The organism is Limimaricola sp., from assembly GCF_016125575.1.
In the GTDB taxonomy this organism is placed as follows: Bacteria; Pseudomonadota; Alphaproteobacteria; order Rhodobacterales; family Rhodobacteraceae; genus WGLM01.
In genome coordinates, this window is sequence record NZ_WGLM01000004.1 from 729,142 (window position 1) to 744,256 (window position 15,115).

Sequence of the window (15,115 nt, forward strand, 5' to 3'; positions counted from 1 at the left end):
CTATCCCATCGCGTGCCGCCACGACGCCGAATAGGCGCCGGTGACGTGGTGTTCGAGTTGCCGTTCGATATCGCCCAGAAGCGACGAGGCGCCGAAGCGGAAAAGGTCGGGCTGCAGCCAGCGGTCGCCCAGTTCGTCCTTGATCATGGCGAGGTAGACCAGCGCGTCCTTGGCCTTGGAAATGCCGCCCGCGGGTTTGTAGCCCACGCGGATGCCGGTGCGCTCGTGATAATCGCGGATCGCGCGGATCATCGTGAGCGTCACCGGCAGGGTGGCGTTGACGGCCTCTTTCCCGGTGGAGGTCTTGATGAAATCGGCCCCGGCCATCATGCAGACAAGGCTGGCGCGGGCCACGTCGCGCAGTGAGCCCAACTCGCCCGTGGCGAGGATCGCCTTGATATGGGCATCGCCCACCGCGGCGCGCATCTGGCGCATCTCGTCGTAAAGGGCCTGCCAGTTGCGGGTCAGGACATGGCGGCGCGAGATCACGATGTCGATCTCGCGCGCCCCGGCGGCGACGCTTTCGCCGATCTCGGCCAGCCGCAGCGGCCAGGGCGACAGTCCCGCGGGAAACCCGGTGCTGACCGCGGCGACCGGAATGCCGGAGCCTTCCAGCGCCTGAACGGCCGTCGGCACCATCTCGTGATAGACGCAGACCGCGCCCACGGTCAGGCCGGGCATCCCGAGCCGGTCCAGCAGGTCCGGTGCGACCGGCTGGCGCGCCTTGGCGCAAAGCCGCCGCACCCGGCCCGGCGTGTCATCGCCCGACAGCGTCGTCAGGTCGATGCACGAGATTGCCTTCAGCAGCCAGGCCGCCTGATAGTCCTTCTTGACGCTGCGCCGCCCCGGCAGGGTGGCCGCGCGCCGTTCGATCGCCGAGGTATTGGCCTGCACGCCCGCGACCCAGTCGAGGTCGAGCGGCATCCCCTCGTTCCGGGGCAGGTGGACCTGCGGCAGATGCGCGGCTGCGGCGGTGGGGCTGGCAGTGCTGTCGGGCGCTGTCTGCACGGGCGGAATCCTTGTTCTGGCGGCGCTGGGAAACCGTCGCACGGGGCGGGGAGTTTGGCAAGATTGACCAGATGGTCAAAAACGCTCGCGCTGCACATGACCGCAACATGAAGCGGTTTCGTCCATCCCTTCAGCTTGCTGTCAGGCAGCGGTCCTAGCTGGTGTCTCGTCACCGACATCATGCCGGTGGCAGCCCGCCACATGGCGGACTGTCTCAGACTCAATACCGGAGAGACTACATGAAATCCGCACTTTCCCTCGCCTTCGTCGCTGCCGCCCTTGCTGGTCCCGCCTTCGCGGGCGACCTCGCTCAGTGCAGCACCGCGCCTGCTTCGAAGTTCCAGCCAGTGGCGAACCTGCAGGCCATGCTGACCAACGAGGGCATGACAGTGAAGCAGATCAAGACCGAAAGCGGCTGCTACGAGGTTTATGCCATCGACAAGAACGGCCAGCAGGTGAACCAGGCCTACAACGCCGAAACGCTCGCCATGGCCTCCACCCCCGAAGCCGGCGAGAACTGAGCCATGGCTGACCGGATTCCGACACCGCAGGAGGCTGACCGCCTGGTCCGGGTCTGGGATCCGGTCGTGCGCCTGTTTCACTGGTCGCTCGTTGTCAGCTTCGCGATTGCATGGCTGACGCACGAGCGGCTGGCGGCGCTGCACCATTGGGCAGGCTACGCCGCCGCGGGCCTTGTCCTGCTGCGGCTGATCTGGGGACTGGTCGGCAGCCGCTATGCCCGCTTCGCGCAATTCCTGCGCGGTCCGCGCACCACTATGGAATACCTGCGCGACATTGCCGCCGGGCGCGAGCAGCGTCACCTTGGCCACAATCCGGCCGGGGCCGCGATGATCGTGACCCTGATGGTGATGATGACGCTGACGGCTGTGACCGGCTGGATGGAGACCACCAACCGCTGGTTTGGCGTGGACTGGGTGCAAGAGCTGCATTCGCTTGCGGCACATGGCCTGCTCTTGCTGGTGCTTTTGCATCTGGGCGGTGTTGGACTGGCCAGCCTGCGCCACCGCGAAAACCTTGTCCGTGCGATGATCCACGGGCACAAGCGCGCGCCCGATCCCGGCGATATCGCCTAGGGCTGCACCAAGGCCCGCTGGCCCTGCTGGCGGAACCGCACCGGTGTCATTCCGTGATGGGCGCGGAACAGTTTGTGAAAATGTGAAAGGTTCGGCAGCCCGACCTCGGCGGCGATCTCGGCCAGCGTGTCGGTCGTGCCGGTCAGGCGCCTTGCGGCATGGTCCATGCGCACGGCGTTGACATAGTCCGAGGGCGTCTGGCCCAGAAAACGCCGCGCGGTCCGGCTGACATGAGGATGGGCCCGGCCCGCTGCCCGGACGAAACCCGCCGCCCCGTCGCGAAATACCTTTGGGTCGCGCGTGGCGGCACAGGCCGTGGCAAGCCAGCGCGGCGCGCCGGCGGGCAGCACCGTTTCATCGTCGAGGAGGCCGGCGCACAGAGGCAGCAGAAACGCCTCGGCACCCAGTCTGTCGCGCCGCCCCACCTCCAGCGCAAGCGCAGCCTGGTTCAGCGCGGCAAGCTGTCGGCTGTCGCGGAACAAGCGCACCGGCGTGTCGCCACCGCTCCAGAAAAGTCGCCCTTGCAGTGCTGGATGGGTCGTGGCCAGGGCCGCGATCATCTCGGGATGAAAAGCCAGGCTGACAACCAGCGTCGTGTCGCCCCGGCCCTGCAGCCCATGCGCTGTTCCGGGCGCAAGCATCACCAGATCACCTTCGTGAAGGTCTTCGTGCCGGTCCATCAGATGGTGTCGGACCCGGCCGTTCTGCACCCAGAACATCTCGAAGAAGTCATGATCATGCAGCGCGGCGGGGCGGCTTTGGCGAAGTTGCGCACGCGCAAGATGGACGGCCTCGCCGGGGCCGAGGAATGCCGCGATATGCTGATGGATGAGTGTCATGGCGTCAAATTAGCATGCCATTTCCGCCAATGCGCCGATTCTTTGGTCGCAAACGCTCCCAAGTGCCGCATCTGCCCGATTCTTGCGCGTCGGACGTGACCCTTGTCGCCAGACAGGCTAGAAGCCTGCCGGGGACGCTGGCGCAAGGGGACAAAGATGCACCGGCTGGTAGAGTTCTGGCGCTGGTCGCTGGGCGGTACGATTGCGGCCGGGCTGGTCATTGCCGCGGCCTTGCCGCTGATCGCGGCGATGTTGGGCGAAAGGGTTGCACCCGTGCTCGGGCCGGGGTTGGCTGCGCTTGCTGCCGCGGTGGCCGTGCTGGGCGGTCTATGGGCGGTGCAGCGGATGATCGCGCGCCGCGTCGTGGCGCCGCTGGGCCGCATTACCGCGCAGGCCGACGCGCTGCGCCGGGGTGCGCCGCTTTCTGACGAGGACACTGACGGTCAGGACGAGCCTGCCGAAATCGCGGATCTGGCCCGTGTCATGGCCGGGTTGGGCCGGGCGATGCAGGCGCGTGACGCGGTGATGCAGGGCTTCGCCGATCACATGGCGCGTGAATTGCACGAACCGCTGGCCGTGTTGCGCGCCACCGCCGAACGTCTGGACCGGCCCGGCCTGAAGGCCGCCGAGCGGCGCGCGCTTCTGGCCCGGATCGACGAGACCGCCGATCATGTCCTTGCGCTGGTTGATGCGCAGCGCCTGCTGAACCGGGCGCAGGTGCGCGCGGACGGCACATCTCGGCTTGCCGCCGTCCTGCCCGCGCTCGAAAGGGTGTGCCCGGATCTGGTTTTCGACCTTGAACAAGATGGCGATCTGCCGATGCCCGCCGACGCCCTGCGCCTTGTGCTGGAGCCTTTGCTGACCGAGGCCGCGCGGCGTGGCGCCGGCCATGTCTGGCTGGCCGCCGATGAAACCGGCCTGCGGTTGCGCGATGACATCCCAGACGCCCCGTTGCCGCCGCCCGACGCGCCGGTTCAACGCATCCTTGCTGCGCATGGTGCGACCCTCGCGTACCGGTCCGATCCGCCGCGGGTCGAGATTACTTTCGCGCCCGAGAGCTGAAGTTCAGCTCTTGCCTTTGGTCATGGCGGCGATGGCGGCAATGCCGCTTTCGCCCAGCTTCACCGCGGCAAAAGGTCCGCCCAGCCGCGACAGCGCCAAGTCCTGCGGGTCGGGGGTGGCGGCCTTTGCAAACAGCTTTTCCGCCCAGTCTTCGGCATTATCCTGCGGCCGGTAGCCGAGAAAGCTGGCCTTGGCGTTGCTGACCGGCGCGCGCGTATTGGCCGACACGCCATAGGCCACGGTGAAGCCCACGACCGGCGTGTCGATGGCGCGCTGCACCAGTTGCACCATGTCGCGGTAGCTGAGCCATGTGCCCAGCGCGCGCACGTTCTGCGGCTCTGGCGTGCAGGACAGGATGCGCAGGCAGACCGCCTCGATCCCGCGCTTTTCCCAGTACATGCGGCCCAGATCCTCGGCAAAGCATTTGGCAAGGCCGTAGAAGGTGTCGGGGCGATGACTGGCGTCGGTGTCGGCGCCGGCATTGGTCGGCACCATGCCGACAGCATGGATCGACGAGGCATAGATGACCCGCCGCACGCCGTGCTGCCATGCGGCTTGCCAGACGTTGTAGGCGCCAACGTAGTTCGGCCCCCACAGCTCCTCGAAAGGCTTTTCGTCGACGATGGCGCCGAAATGCACCACCATCTCGGCCCCTTCCAGCAGCGGGCCGATCTGGTCCATCTGCGCGACGTCGGCCTGCACCCAGGTCTCGTTCTTCTTCAGCTTCTCGGGCGCCTCGCGGATGTCGGTCGACACCAGCGTCTTGCACATCTTCGAGAGGGGCCCGCGCAGTTCATGCCCCAGATTTCCGGCAGCACCGGTCAGGACGATTTTCTTCAGCATGGGTCTTCTCCTTCAGATGACGGCGCGTTCCAGAAGCGGCCGCTGCGCCGCGATACGCTCATATCCCAGCGGCGAAAGGTCAAGGCTGCGGTAGCCGCCATGCAAGACCAGTTCCGAGATGCCGCGCCCCATCGCCGGGGATTGCTGCAGGCCGTGGCCGGAAAAGCCATTGCAGAACAGGAAGTTGCCAACCTCCGGGTGCGGCCCGACGATGGCGTTCTGGTCAAGCGTGTTGTAGGCATAGTGGCCGACCCACGAATTTATGACCTTCACCCGTTCGAAGGCCGGCACACGCGCGGCGATGGCGGGCCAGACCTTGGCCTCCCAGATCTCGTGATCCATCGCGAAATCGTCGAAGGCGGCGGCCGGGTCATCGTCGGGCGGGCAGCCTGTCATGTAGTACTTGCCATCGGTGCGCATGTGCACGCCCGAAGGGTCGATGGTCAGCGGCAGGTCCTTGGGCAGCGGTTCGGCCGCCTGAAGGATGAAGGTAAAGCGCCGCCGCGGCTCGACCGGGATATCAAGCCCCGCCATCCGCGCCACAGCCGCCCCGCGCGGCCCGGCGGCGTTAACTAGCGTGCCGCAGGAAATGGTCGTGCCGTCGGCCAGCGTCACGCCGGTGACGCGCCCGCCCGAACGGGCAATCCCCGTCACCTCGCCGGTGCGGAACTCGACCCCCTTCGCGCGGGCCTTGCGGCGGAACCAGTCAAAGATGGTGCCGCCGTCGAAATACCCCTCATCGACCGGGTTGTGACTGCCGCAAACGATGCCATCGAGGTTGTAGAACGGCCATTCGGCGGCGATCTCGTCGGGCGACAGAATGCGCGTCGCGGCGCCAAGGCTGTTCTGCAGCGCCGCGTTGGCGCGCAGCACCTCGGCGAAGGCGGGCGTATCGGCCAGGTAGAGATAGCCGAAGGAATGCAGCAGGATCTTCGGCGCGGTCGGATCATCCATGAAACGGGCGAAGTTGTGGATGAACTCGGCCCCGAAACGGCTGATGCGGATGTTGATCTCCGAGCCGAACTGCTGGCGGATGCAGGAATTGGTGTGCGAGGTCGAGGCGAACTGGTAGGTCGGGTCGCGCTCGATCACCAGCACGCGGCCGGTGAAATCGGGGTTGCTGGCCAGCCACCACGCGGCAGAGGACCCCATCATGGCGCTGCCGATGATGACGACGTCGTAGCTTTCGCTCATGCCAGCGCCTCTGCGATTTCGGCGTCGCTCAGGCCATAGGTCTCGCGTGCCACGGTGTCGGTGATGTAGCCTAGTGCAAGGTCGCGCAGGATGGCTGCGCGATCGCGCGCGGCGGGCGGGCCATAGCCGCCGCCGCCGGGGAAGGCGAGGCAGACGCGCTGGCCCTCCGGGATGGTCGACTTGCCCTTGCCGGGCAGCAGCGTGCCGTCCGACAGCGTGACGACCGTGGGCGCGCCGCCCTCGCCACCGGCGCGGCCTCGCGCGGGGTGGTTCACCCGGTCGAACATCGCGGAAAAGTCAAAGGCATGACCGGCGCGCGCGCCCACTTCCATGACCTGCCCAAGACCGCCGCGATGCTGCCCGGCCCCGCCCGAGTCGGGCCGCAACTCCTTGCGCCAGATGACGACGGGGCCGGCATGTTCGGTGGCCTCGACCGGCATCGTCATCACGCCCGAGGGGAAGGCGGTGGCGTTTAGCCCGTCCAGCGTGGGCCGCGCGCCCGACCCGCCCGAGTTGAAGGTCAGCACCTCGGACCGCCGCCCGCCGGGCCGGGTGGGCCGAAGCGACAGCTGGAAATTGCACAGCGCGCCCGCGCCTTCGGCCGGAACCGTTTCGGGCAGGATCTGGTCCAGCGCCGCAAAGACAGTGTCGGGGATCAGGTGGCCGATGACATGGCGCAGCGCCACCGGCGCAGGCCGCACGGCGTTGACGATGCTGCCCTCGGGCGCGGTGATGCGGAAGGGTTCGAGGCTGGCCGCGTTGTTGGGGATGTCGCCCGCGATGGCGCATTTCAGCGCGTAGCAGGCATAGGCCTTGGTATAGACCAGCGGCACGTTGATGCCCTTGGGATCGGTGCCGGAGGTGCCCGCGAAATCGCAGGCAATATGGTCCTCGGCCACGGCGACGGTGCAGCGCAGGTCGACCGGCGCGGCGTAGCCGTCAATCCGCATGTGGCCCGAAGCGGACATCCGGGGCAGCGCCGCGATACGGGCCAGCGTGGCGGTCAGCGAGGCTTCGCGGATGAAGGCGCTGATCGCGTCGAGGTCGGGCGTGTCGTATTCGGCCAGCATGTCCGACAGCCGCCGCTGGCCAATCTCGTTGCAGGCAGCCAGCGCGTAGATGTCGCCGATCAGCTGGTCAGGCTCGCGCGTGTTGATGCGGATCAGGCGGATCAACGTGTCGTCCACCTTGCCCTTGTCGGCCAGCCGCATGATCGGGATCTGCAACCCTTCCTCGTAGATCGAGTTGCCGTCGGCGCCGAAGCCGCGCCCGCCGATATCGACGACATGCGCGGTGCAGCCGAAAAAGCCCACGTGCCGGCCCTCATGGAAGGCGGGGGTGACGACCGTGATGTCATGCAGGTGGCCGGTGCCCATCCACGGGTCGTTGGTGATGTAGACATCGCCCTCGGCCATCGTCTCGGCGCCGATCTCGCGGATGAAATGCGGCACCGCGTCGGACATGGCATTGACGTGGCCGGGGGTGCCGGTGACGGCCTGCGCCAGCATCCGGCCCTGCGCATCATAGACACCGGCCGACAGGTCGCCCGCCTCGCGCACGGAGGTGGAAAAGGCGGTGCGCACCAGCGCCTGCGCCTGTTCCTCGACGATCGAGATCAGGCGGTTCCACATGATCTGCATGGCAACGCTCATGAGGCCCTCCGAATGTCGATGCAGCCGTCCGCGCGGCCGGTGGCGGTAAAGCCTGCCGGCACGATGATGGTCGTCTCGGCCTCGGTGATGATCGCCGGGCCGGGGGCGCTGACGCCATCGCGCAGCGCCGCGCGGTCGATCACGCTGGCCGGGGCGAAGGTGCCCGGTGCGGGGTCGAACAATGGCCGGGTGGGCCCCTCGGCCCGCCCGCCGTCGGGCGCGGGCGGTGTCGGCGTGGGGGCGGGGACGGGCGTGGCGGCGTTCACCGCCCAAACGGTGATTTCCACCGGCAGGCCCGCCACCGTGCGCCCGAAGAGCGCCGTGTAATTGTCATCGAACAGGGCTTGCAGCGCGGCGCGGTTGGGTGCCGTGGCGACCTCCGGCGGCAGGTCGACGGCAATCTCCCAGCCCTGGCCGGCATAGCGCATGTAGAGCTTGGCCGCCGACAGCACCTGCGCGTCGGCGTCGCAGGAGCGGACAAAGCCCGTCGCCTCTTCCGTCAGCGCCTCGATCAGGTCGCGCGCCGCGGCCGGATCGAACGCATCAAGCCGCATGTAGACCGAGCGTGTCGCCTCGAAGGAATAGGGCGCGCGCAGAAAGCCGATGGCGCTGCCCACGCCCGCGCCCGGAGGCACCAGCAGCCGGTCGATGCCCAGCTTCTGGCACAGCCGCCCGGCATGCAGCGGGGCCGCGCCGCCGAAGGCGATCATCGTGTAATCGGCCAGGTCCTCGCCATTTTCCACGGCATGGACGCGGGCGGCGTTGGCCATGTTCTCGTCCACCACTTCCGACAGGCCATGCGCGGCGGTTTCGGCATCGCTGCCCAGCGTCGTCAGCGCGGCGGCAGAGCGGTCGGGGTGCAGCGGGATGCTGCCGCCCGCGAAATTGGCGGGGTCCAGTCGGCCCAGCGTCAGGTCGGCATCGGTGACAGCGGGCTTGTCGCCGCCGCGCCCGTAACAGGCCGGCCCCGGTTCGGACCCGGCGCTTTCGGGGCCGACGCGGATTTGGCCCAGCGCATCGACATGGGCCAGGCTGCCGCCGCCCGCGCCAATCTCGACCATGTCGATCACGGGGATCGAGATCGGCATGCCCGACCCCTTCTTGAACCTCCATGTGCGCGCCACCTCGAACACGCGCGCGGTTTTCGGCGCGCCGTCGCGGATCAGGCAGATCTTGGCGGTGGTCCCGCCCATGTCGAAGGACAGGACCCGGGTCAGCCCATGCCGCCGGGCCACCTCGGCGGCGTAGATCGCGCCGCCCGCCGGGCCGCTTTCGACCAGCCTCACGGGATATTCGGCGGCGCTTTGCAGGCTCATGATGCCGCCGCCCGAATGCATCAGGTAGATCGGGCATTCCGCCCCCGCCGCCGCCAGCCGCGCCGCCAGCCGGCCAAGATAGCTTTCCATCATCGGCTTGACGTAGGCATTGGCGCAGGTGGTGTTGAACCGTTCGTATTCCCGCATCTGCGGCGAGACATCGGACGAAAGCGAGACGGACACGCCCGGCAGCGCCTCGGCCAGCACCGCGCCGATCATCCGTTCATGGTCGGGGTTGAGGTAGCTGTGCAGCAGCCCCACCGCGATGCTCTGGTACCCTGTCAGCCGCGCCGCCAGTGCCTCGACCTCGGCCCGGTCGAGCGCGATCAGCACCTCGCCCGAAGCATCGACGCGCTCGGTCACCGTGTAGCGGTGATTGCGGGCGATCAGCGGGGGCGGAAGGACAAGGTTCAGGTCATATTGCTCGAACCGGCTTTCGGTCCGCATCTCGATCACGTCGCGGAAACCCTCGGTGGTGATGAAGGCGGTCCTTGCGCCGCGCCGCTCGATCAGCGCGTTGGTGGCCAGCGTCGTGCCGTGGATGATCCGGGTCAGCCGGTCCGGCGCGATGCCGGCCTTGGCGCAGACCTGTGCCATGCCGTCGAGGATGGCATCCTCGGGCGCGGCATAGGTGGTCAGCACCTTGGTGGAAAACTGCCGCCCATCCAGCTCCAGCACCACGTCGGTGAAGGTGCCGCCGATGTCGACGCCGAGGTTCGCATCCTGTGTCATGCCGGGACGCTAGCGCCGCCACCGGGCGAAGGGAAGAGCCTGCGATCAGTGCGCGCGATAGGTCGGGTGGCCGGTCTCGACCAGGTAGGCAAAGCCATGCGCCGGCAGCGAAAGTTCGTGCCCCTTCAGGCTGGCCGCGTGGGGCCCCGCCAGCGTGACATGGCCCGCGACGTGAACGTGCCGGGGCTGGTCGGACAGGTTGAACAGCGCCACAAGGTGCCGGCCCGCATGGCTGCGGCGCAGGCCGAGAAGCGGTTCCGGCAGGTCGAGAAAGGCCGTGTCCCCCAGCCGCAACTCGTCGCGCGCGCGGCGGAAGGCCAGCGTCTCGCGGTAGGCATGCAGGACGCTGTCGTTGGCGGCCTCCTGCAGGTCGCGCGCATGGGCGGCCTGCGGCGCCTTCACCGGCAGCCATGGCGTGCCGGTGGAAAACCCGGCATTGGGCGCGGCATGGTCCCAGACCATCGGGGTGCGGCAGCCGTCGCGCCCCTTGTATTCGGGCCAGAAGGCCAGGTTGGCGGTGTCCTGCACCTCTTCGAACAGGATATCGGTCTGGGTCTGGCCCAGCTCCTCGCCCTGGTAGAGGTTCAGCGTGCCGGGAAAGCTGCACAGCAGCGCGACAGACTGCCGGGCCACCGCATCGGTATCGCCGCCCGGCGGGGTCCAGCGGCTGACATGGCGTTCCACGTCGTGGTTGGAGAAGGACCAGCAGGGCCAGCCATCGGGCGCCACGCGCTGGAAGGTCGCGATGCAATCGCGGAAATGCGCTGCGGTATGGTCGTGGCTGAGCATGGCAAAGGAATAGGCCATGTGCAGCTTGTCGGTGCCCGAGGTGTAGTCCCCCATGATCTCGACCTGCCGCTGGCCCATCTCGCCCACCTCGCCCACCATCATCCGGTCGCCATAGGCATCGGTCAGCTTGCGCAGGCGCCGCAGGATGTCGAGGTTTTCGGGCTGCGTCTTGGAATGGACATGTTCCTGCGCCTCGTAGGGGTTGTTGGGAATGTCGTCGCGCGCGGCCGGCGGGTTGTCACGCAACAGCTTGTCATGGACGTAAAAGTTCACGGTATCGAGGCGGAAGCCGTCGACCCCCCGTTCCAGCCAGAAGCGCATCGTCTCGATCAGCGCATCCACCGCCGCGGCGCAATGAAAGTTCAGGTCGGGCTGTGAGGTCAGGAAGTTGTGCAGGTAATACTGTTTGCGCCGCGTGTCCCATTGCCATGCCGAGCCGCCGAAGATCGACAGCCAGTTGTTGGGCGGCGTGCCGTCACGCTTGCCATCAGCCCAGGCGTACCAGTCGGCCTTGGGGTTGTCGCGGCTCGACCGGCTTTCGACGAACCACGGATGCTGGTCGGAGGAATGCGAGATCACCTGGTCGATGATCACTTTCAGGCCAAGCTCATGCGCGCGGGCGACCAGCGCGTCGAAATCCTCCAGCGTGCCGAAAAGCGGGTTGACCCCGGTATAGTCCGACACGTCATAGCCCATGTCGCGGTCGGGCGAGGTGAAGAAGGGCGAGAGCCAGATCGCGTCGACGCCGAGGCTGGCGACATGGTCCAGCCGCCTTGTGATGCCGGGCAGGTCGCCGATGCCGTCGCCGTTGTCATCCTGAAACGACCGGGGGTAGATCTGGTAGATCACCGCGTCCCGCCACCATTCCCGCATGTCAAACCCCCTTTGTCGGGCGCCCTGATAGACGCCTCACGATTCGGGGCAACATAACAAGCGTGGCGACTGTCTTCAAAACGTTTTGAGCACGTTGGTTTTTGGATTTTACTGAACTGTTGTGCTGGATCTGTTCAGCCCTTAACCTCAAGGCCGGAAACGCTTGTGGACATGCCATGTCGACGCTGAAAGATATCGGGGCCGAACTGGGCCTGTCGGTGGCCACGGTCAGCCGGGCGCTCAACGGTTTTCCCGAGGTCAGTGCCAAGACCCGCGCCCGGGTGCGTGACGCGGCGCTGCGGCTGGGATACCAGCCAAACCGCATTGCGCAGCGGCTGGTGACGGGGCGGTCGGGCATGGTGGGCATGATCGTGCGCATCCAGCCTGACATGAGTGCCGATCCGTCGTTTTTCGAGACCTTGACGGGCCTGACGGCTGCACTTGCCGCGCGCGACGTGGACCTTGTTCTGGCCGTGGACCGCGACGACGATCCGGTCGCGCCCTACGCGCGCATGCTGGAAAAAGGGATGCTGGACGGTTTCGTGCTGAATGCACCCGTGCCGGATGATCCCCGTGTGGCCTTCCTGCGGACGCGCGGCATCCCCTTCGTGCTGCACGGCCAGACCACGGGCCCGGCCGACTATCCGTTCTACGACATCGACAATGCGACGGTCAGCGGCGATCAGGTCTCGCTTCTGACGGCGCTGGGCCATCGCCGGCTGGCGTTGTTGAACGGCGAGGCGAGGTTGGCCTATGCGGCCGAGCGTGCGCGCGGGTTTCGCGCGGCGCTGGCATCCGAAGGGTTGGCGCCCGTGGCGGTGATCGACGGAACCGAGGCGCCGCCAGAGAGCTTTGGCTATACCGAGGCACTGGCGCTGCTGACAGGCCGACACGGCCCGCGCCCCACCGCAATCCTCTGCGCGACGACGCTGATCGCGGCCGGGGTCCTGCGCGCGGCGCGCGATCTGCGGCTGGCCGTCCCGGCGGATCTGTCGGTGATGGCGCATGACGACGGATTGCCCAGGAACGCCGGTTCGACGCCGGGCCAAACCCTCAGCGTCACCCGCGCGCCGCTGCGCGAGGCCTGCGTGCCGCTGGCAAACGCGCTTGTCGATCGCGTCGGCGGAGTGCCGGTCGAGAAGTTGCAAACGCTGGTTCGCGCCTCGGTTGTCGTGGGTGACTCGACAGGTCCGGCGCCACTCCTTTGATATCCGCTGTTGACTGTGACTGTTCCGCAACCCATTGCAACGCCGCAAAAAAACTTTCCAAACCAATACTTTCGGTTCGACTTTGAGCCCATCAAACACTAAAGTGTGAGCGAAGGGGCCGGGCCTCAGGCCAAGGCCGCGGCATGTTTGGGGGATAGGTGCCAGGTCGGCGATATTCTGATTTTGCCTTATTTCGTGGGGTCGGAGTGCGTCCGTCCCCTTCTTCAGTTTTTGGAATCGCGTGATCTGGCACGGCCGGACGCGGAACGGAGGAACGATGGCGGGAATCAAGTCACTCACGCGGGGCGCGGTCGGCGGGGCCATCGCCGGATTCGTTCTGACGCTGGCGGGAACGCTGCCGGCAGCCGCGCAATCAATCACGCTGGCCGAGGCCTATAACCGGATGATGGGGTCCGAGGTCGAGCTTCAGATCCTCGGTGTCCAAGACAAGATCGCGACCGAGATGGTGCGGCAGGCCAAGGGCCAGCGCTATCCGCGCGTCTCGTTGTCGCTGAGCTACACCCAGACGCAGCAGAACATCCTGAGTTCCGACAATACCACCTTCGCCAATGCCGACAGCAAGTATCCGACGGCAACAATCACGCTATCGGTGCACCAGCCGATTTATGATCCGGTGCGCTGGCGCGCGATGTCGGTGGCGCAGGCGCAGCAGGCGCTGACCACCGCGCAGGCCGAGGTGGCCCGCAACCAGCTGGCACGCGACCTGACGCGCACCTACCTCGACGTGGCATCGGCCCAGTTCGAGGTGACGCGGTCCCGCACGCTGGTGCAGGCACGCACCCAGCTTGAACGCGCGCTGGAGCTGCAGATCAGCGCCGGTCGCGGCGACCAGATGGCGCTAACCCGCGCACAGGGCGATACCTTCTCGGCCCGTTCCGACCTCGCCGATGCCGAACTGAAGCAAAGCGACGCGCTCTTCGCGCTCTACCGCTACACCGGACCGGGCTACACGTCTGTCAGCGCGGCCGGTGGCCTTGCCGCGATCGCGCCTGCCAGCTTTTCGCAGACGTTCACCGAGGCGCGATTGCTGGACATGTCGCCCGAGGTACAGGTGGCCCGCGCACAGCTGGCCCTTGCCGAAAAGCAGCGTGAGCAGACCCGCGCCAACTATCGCCCCACCGCCGAACTGACGTTGAACTTCACCCAGCAGGACACGCAGGGCTCGCTCTTCGGGGGCGGCAGCAACATCCAGACGACCGATGTCGGGGTCGGCGTGAACTGGTCGATCTACGAGGGCGGCGTGCGTCGCTCCCAGATGCGCGAGGCCGATGCCCGGGTCGAGATGGCTCAATTGCGCGTGACGCAGGCCGAGGATCTGGCGAAGCGGACCTATGCCTCGCTGATCGCCGCGATCAACGTCAGCAACCAGCACAGCGCGGCTGTTTCCAACCAGTTGCGGCTGGCCGAGCAGGCCCTGAGCGATGCCAAGGCGCAGGAACAGGCCGGCAAGGTGGGCGTGGAGGTGACGATGGAGCAGCAGTTGCGCCGCGACATCCTTCGGGTCGATATTCAGTCCGCACGGCTGCGCACGATGCAGTTGCAGGCCGAGGTCTATGCCCTGTTCGGGGCGCTGGATACCAACTCACTGTCGGGCCGCACGGGCGGCTGACATCCAAGGAAAGAAGAATACGATGACCAAACAACTGATGATCTATGAAAACGTCGTTCCGGTGAACCGAAATGCGCATCGCGACGTTTCGGTGCGGCAAACGACGTCTTTCGATTTCGCGCGCGAAACCAACACGGTGCCGATCGTCGACGTCGAATTCATCAAGGTCGCGGTGGAAATGCCAATCCTGTTCGCCAAGACCGCGACCGGTGTCGCGGCGCTGGCGCTTTTGGGCACCCAGCAGGACCGCAATGCCTTCGTCGCCGAAGACGGCAACTGGACCGGGCGCTACGTGCCGGCGTTCTTCCGTCGCTACCCGTTTGTCTTCGCGCTGCAGGAAGACGGGGATCGCCTGACGCTGTGCATCGACGAAAGCTACAAGGGTCTGAACAAGGACGGCAAAGGCGAACGGATGTTCGATTCCGAAGGGGTCGAGACCGCCTACACCAAGAACGTCCTGCGCTTCGTCGAGGAATACCAGTCGACGTTCAACCGCAGCCAGGCCTTCTGTGACCGGCTGCTTGAAAGCGGCCTGCTGGAAGAGGCGCGGATCGATTACCGGCTGAACGACGGCACCACCGGCGGCGTGACCGGCTTCATGCGGGTGTCGGTCGAAAAGCTGCGCGCGCTGCCCGACGAGAAGGTCGTCGAGATGTTCCGCAACGGTGATCTGGACCTGATCCAGCTGCACCTGATGTCGATGCAGCAGGTTGAGCCGTTGGTGGCCAAGCTGGTGCAGCCTGCTGCCGCTGTCGAAGAAGACAAGTCTGCCAAGAAGAAGGGCAAGTCGCCGTCCGCCGAGGACGCAACGCCCTCCGAGACGATGACGAACTGAGACGAGAAGGGGCGGCGGCCGATGTCGCCGCCCATGCCGA

At 66.7% G+C, this 15,115-nt stretch carries 13 protein-coding genes; 6 read left to right on the top strand and 7 right to left on the bottom strand.

The window, feature by feature from the left end; translation table 11 throughout:
- Positions 1 to 924, bottom strand: coding sequence for a deoxyribose-phosphate aldolase (deoC, locus tag GC146_RS10575; protein WP_363241489.1), 924 nt, complete (start codon positions 922 to 924; stop codon positions 1 to 3).
- A 323-nt stretch (positions 925 to 1,247) separates the two neighbouring features.
- On the opposite strand from deoC, the gene GC146_RS10580 reads away from it, so the two are divergent.
- Positions 1,248 to 1,529 (top strand): PepSY domain-containing protein, encoded by a 282-nt coding sequence (locus tag GC146_RS10580; RefSeq protein ID WP_291837929.1) that lies wholly within the window; start codon positions 1,248 to 1,250, stop codon positions 1,527 to 1,529.
- 3 nt (positions 1,530 to 1,532) lie between these two features.
- Entirely contained in the window at positions 1,533 to 2,102 is a 570-nt protein-coding gene (locus GC146_RS10585; protein ID WP_291837931.1) for a cytochrome b/b6 domain-containing protein, read from the top strand.
- On the opposite strand, the gene GC146_RS10590 is transcribed toward GC146_RS10585, so the two are convergent.
- On the bottom strand, positions 2,099 to 2,941 hold the full coding sequence (locus GC146_RS10590; RefSeq protein ID WP_291837933.1) for a helix-turn-helix transcriptional regulator: 843 nt from the start codon (positions 2,939 to 2,941) through the stop codon (positions 2,099 to 2,101). The two genes, GC146_RS10585 and GC146_RS10590, sit on opposite strands and share 4 nt — an antisense overlap.
- A gap of 156 nt (positions 2,942 to 3,097) precedes the next feature.
- Between GC146_RS10590 and GC146_RS10595 the strand changes: the two genes are divergently transcribed.
- Positions 3,098 to 4,003 (top strand): hypothetical protein, encoded by a 906-nt coding sequence (locus tag GC146_RS10595; RefSeq protein ID WP_291837937.1) that lies wholly within the window; start codon positions 3,098 to 3,100, stop codon positions 4,001 to 4,003.
- Positions 4,004 to 4,006: 3 nt separating this feature from the next.
- Here the strand turns inward: GC146_RS10595 and GC146_RS10600 are convergent, their stop codons facing one another.
- Genes GC146_RS10600 through GC146_RS10620 form a run of 5 tightly spaced genes read right to left on the bottom strand, consistent with a single transcriptional unit; the run spans position 4,007 to position 11,402 of the window.
- Positions 4,007 to 4,846, bottom strand: coding sequence for an NAD(P)-dependent oxidoreductase (locus GC146_RS10600; RefSeq protein WP_291837940.1), 840 nt, complete (start codon positions 4,844 to 4,846; stop codon positions 4,007 to 4,009).
- A 12-nt stretch (positions 4,847 to 4,858) separates the two neighbouring features.
- Complete coding sequence (locus tag GC146_RS10605; protein ID WP_291837943.1) at positions 4,859 to 6,040, bottom strand: FAD-binding oxidoreductase; 1,182 nt, start codon at positions 6,038 to 6,040, stop codon at positions 4,859 to 4,861.
- Positions 6,037 to 7,692: a hydantoinase B/oxoprolinase family protein gene (locus tag GC146_RS10610; RefSeq protein ID WP_291837946.1), complete on the bottom strand. Its 1,656-nt coding sequence runs from the start codon at positions 7,690 to 7,692 to the stop codon at positions 6,037 to 6,039. The genes GC146_RS10605 and GC146_RS10610 overlap by 4 nt, the downstream gene beginning before the upstream one ends.
- Entirely contained in the window at positions 7,689 to 9,740 is a 2,052-nt protein-coding gene (locus GC146_RS10615; RefSeq protein WP_291837949.1) for a hydantoinase/oxoprolinase family protein, read from the bottom strand. Before GC146_RS10615 ends, GC146_RS10610 begins: the two co-directional genes overlap by 4 nt.
- 45 nt (positions 9,741 to 9,785) lie before the next feature.
- Positions 9,786 to 11,402 (bottom strand): alpha-amylase family glycosyl hydrolase, encoded by a 1,617-nt coding sequence (locus tag GC146_RS10620; protein ID WP_291837952.1) that lies wholly within the window; start codon positions 11,400 to 11,402, stop codon positions 9,786 to 9,788.
- A gap of 176 nt (positions 11,403 to 11,578) precedes the next feature.
- Between GC146_RS10620 and GC146_RS10625 the strand changes: the two genes are divergently transcribed.
- From GC146_RS10625 to GC146_RS10635, 3 genes are all read left to right on the top strand, one after another.
- Positions 11,579 to 12,610: a substrate-binding domain-containing protein gene (locus GC146_RS10625; RefSeq protein ID WP_291837955.1), complete on the top strand. Its 1,032-nt coding sequence runs from the start codon at positions 11,579 to 11,581 to the stop codon at positions 12,608 to 12,610.
- Positions 12,611 to 12,887: 277 nt separating this feature from the next.
- A complete protein-coding gene (locus GC146_RS10630) occupies positions 12,888 to 14,240 on the top strand; it encodes a TolC family protein (RefSeq protein ID WP_291837957.1) in 1,353 nt (450 codons plus the stop codon).
- 22 nt (positions 14,241 to 14,262) lie between these two features.
- A complete protein-coding gene (locus tag GC146_RS10635; RefSeq protein ID WP_291837959.1) occupies positions 14,263 to 15,075 on the top strand; it encodes a SapC family protein in 813 nt (270 codons plus the stop codon).
- Positions 15,076 to 15,115: the final 40 nt, after the last annotated feature.

Bases quoted from the DNA above. Each gene is read 5' to 3' on its own strand.
- deoC (WP_363241489.1), bottom strand. From the start codon at position 924: ATGCCGCTCGACCTCGACTGGGTCGCGGGCGTGCAGGCCAATACCTCG.
- GC146_RS10630 (WP_291837957.1), top strand. From the start codon at position 12,888: ATGGCGGGAATCAAGTCACTCACGCGGGGCGCGGTCGGCGGGGCCATC.
- GC146_RS10625 (WP_291837955.1), top strand. From the start codon at position 11,579: ATGTCGACGCTGAAAGATATCGGGGCCGAACTGGGCCTGTCGGTGGCC.
- GC146_RS10585 (WP_291837931.1), top strand. From the start codon at position 1,533: ATGGCTGACCGGATTCCGACACCGCAGGAGGCTGACCGCCTGGTCCGG.
- GC146_RS10615 (WP_291837949.1), bottom strand. From the start codon at position 9,740: ATGACACAGGATGCGAACCTCGGCGTCGACATCGGCGGCACCTTCACC.
- GC146_RS10605 (WP_291837943.1), bottom strand. From the start codon at position 6,040: ATGAGCGAAAGCTACGACGTCGTCATCATCGGCAGCGCCATGATGGGG.
- GC146_RS10590 (WP_291837933.1), bottom strand. From the start codon at position 2,941: ATGACACTCATCCATCAGCATATCGCGGCATTCCTCGGCCCCGGCGAG.
- GC146_RS10580 (WP_291837929.1), top strand. From the start codon at position 1,248: ATGAAATCCGCACTTTCCCTCGCCTTCGTCGCTGCCGCCCTTGCTGGT.
- GC146_RS10635 (WP_291837959.1), top strand. From the start codon at position 14,263: ATGACCAAACAACTGATGATCTATGAAAACGTCGTTCCGGTGAACCGA.
- GC146_RS10600 (WP_291837940.1), bottom strand. From the start codon at position 4,846: ATGCTGAAGAAAATCGTCCTGACCGGTGCTGCCGGAAATCTGGGGCAT.
- GC146_RS10610 (WP_291837946.1), bottom strand. From the start codon at position 7,692: ATGAGCGTTGCCATGCAGATCATGTGGAACCGCCTGATCTCGATCGTC.
- GC146_RS10595 (WP_291837937.1), top strand. From the start codon at position 3,098: ATGCACCGGCTGGTAGAGTTCTGGCGCTGGTCGCTGGGCGGTACGATT.
- GC146_RS10620 (WP_291837952.1), bottom strand. From the start codon at position 11,402: ATGCGGGAATGGTGGCGGGACGCGGTGATCTACCAGATCTACCCCCGG.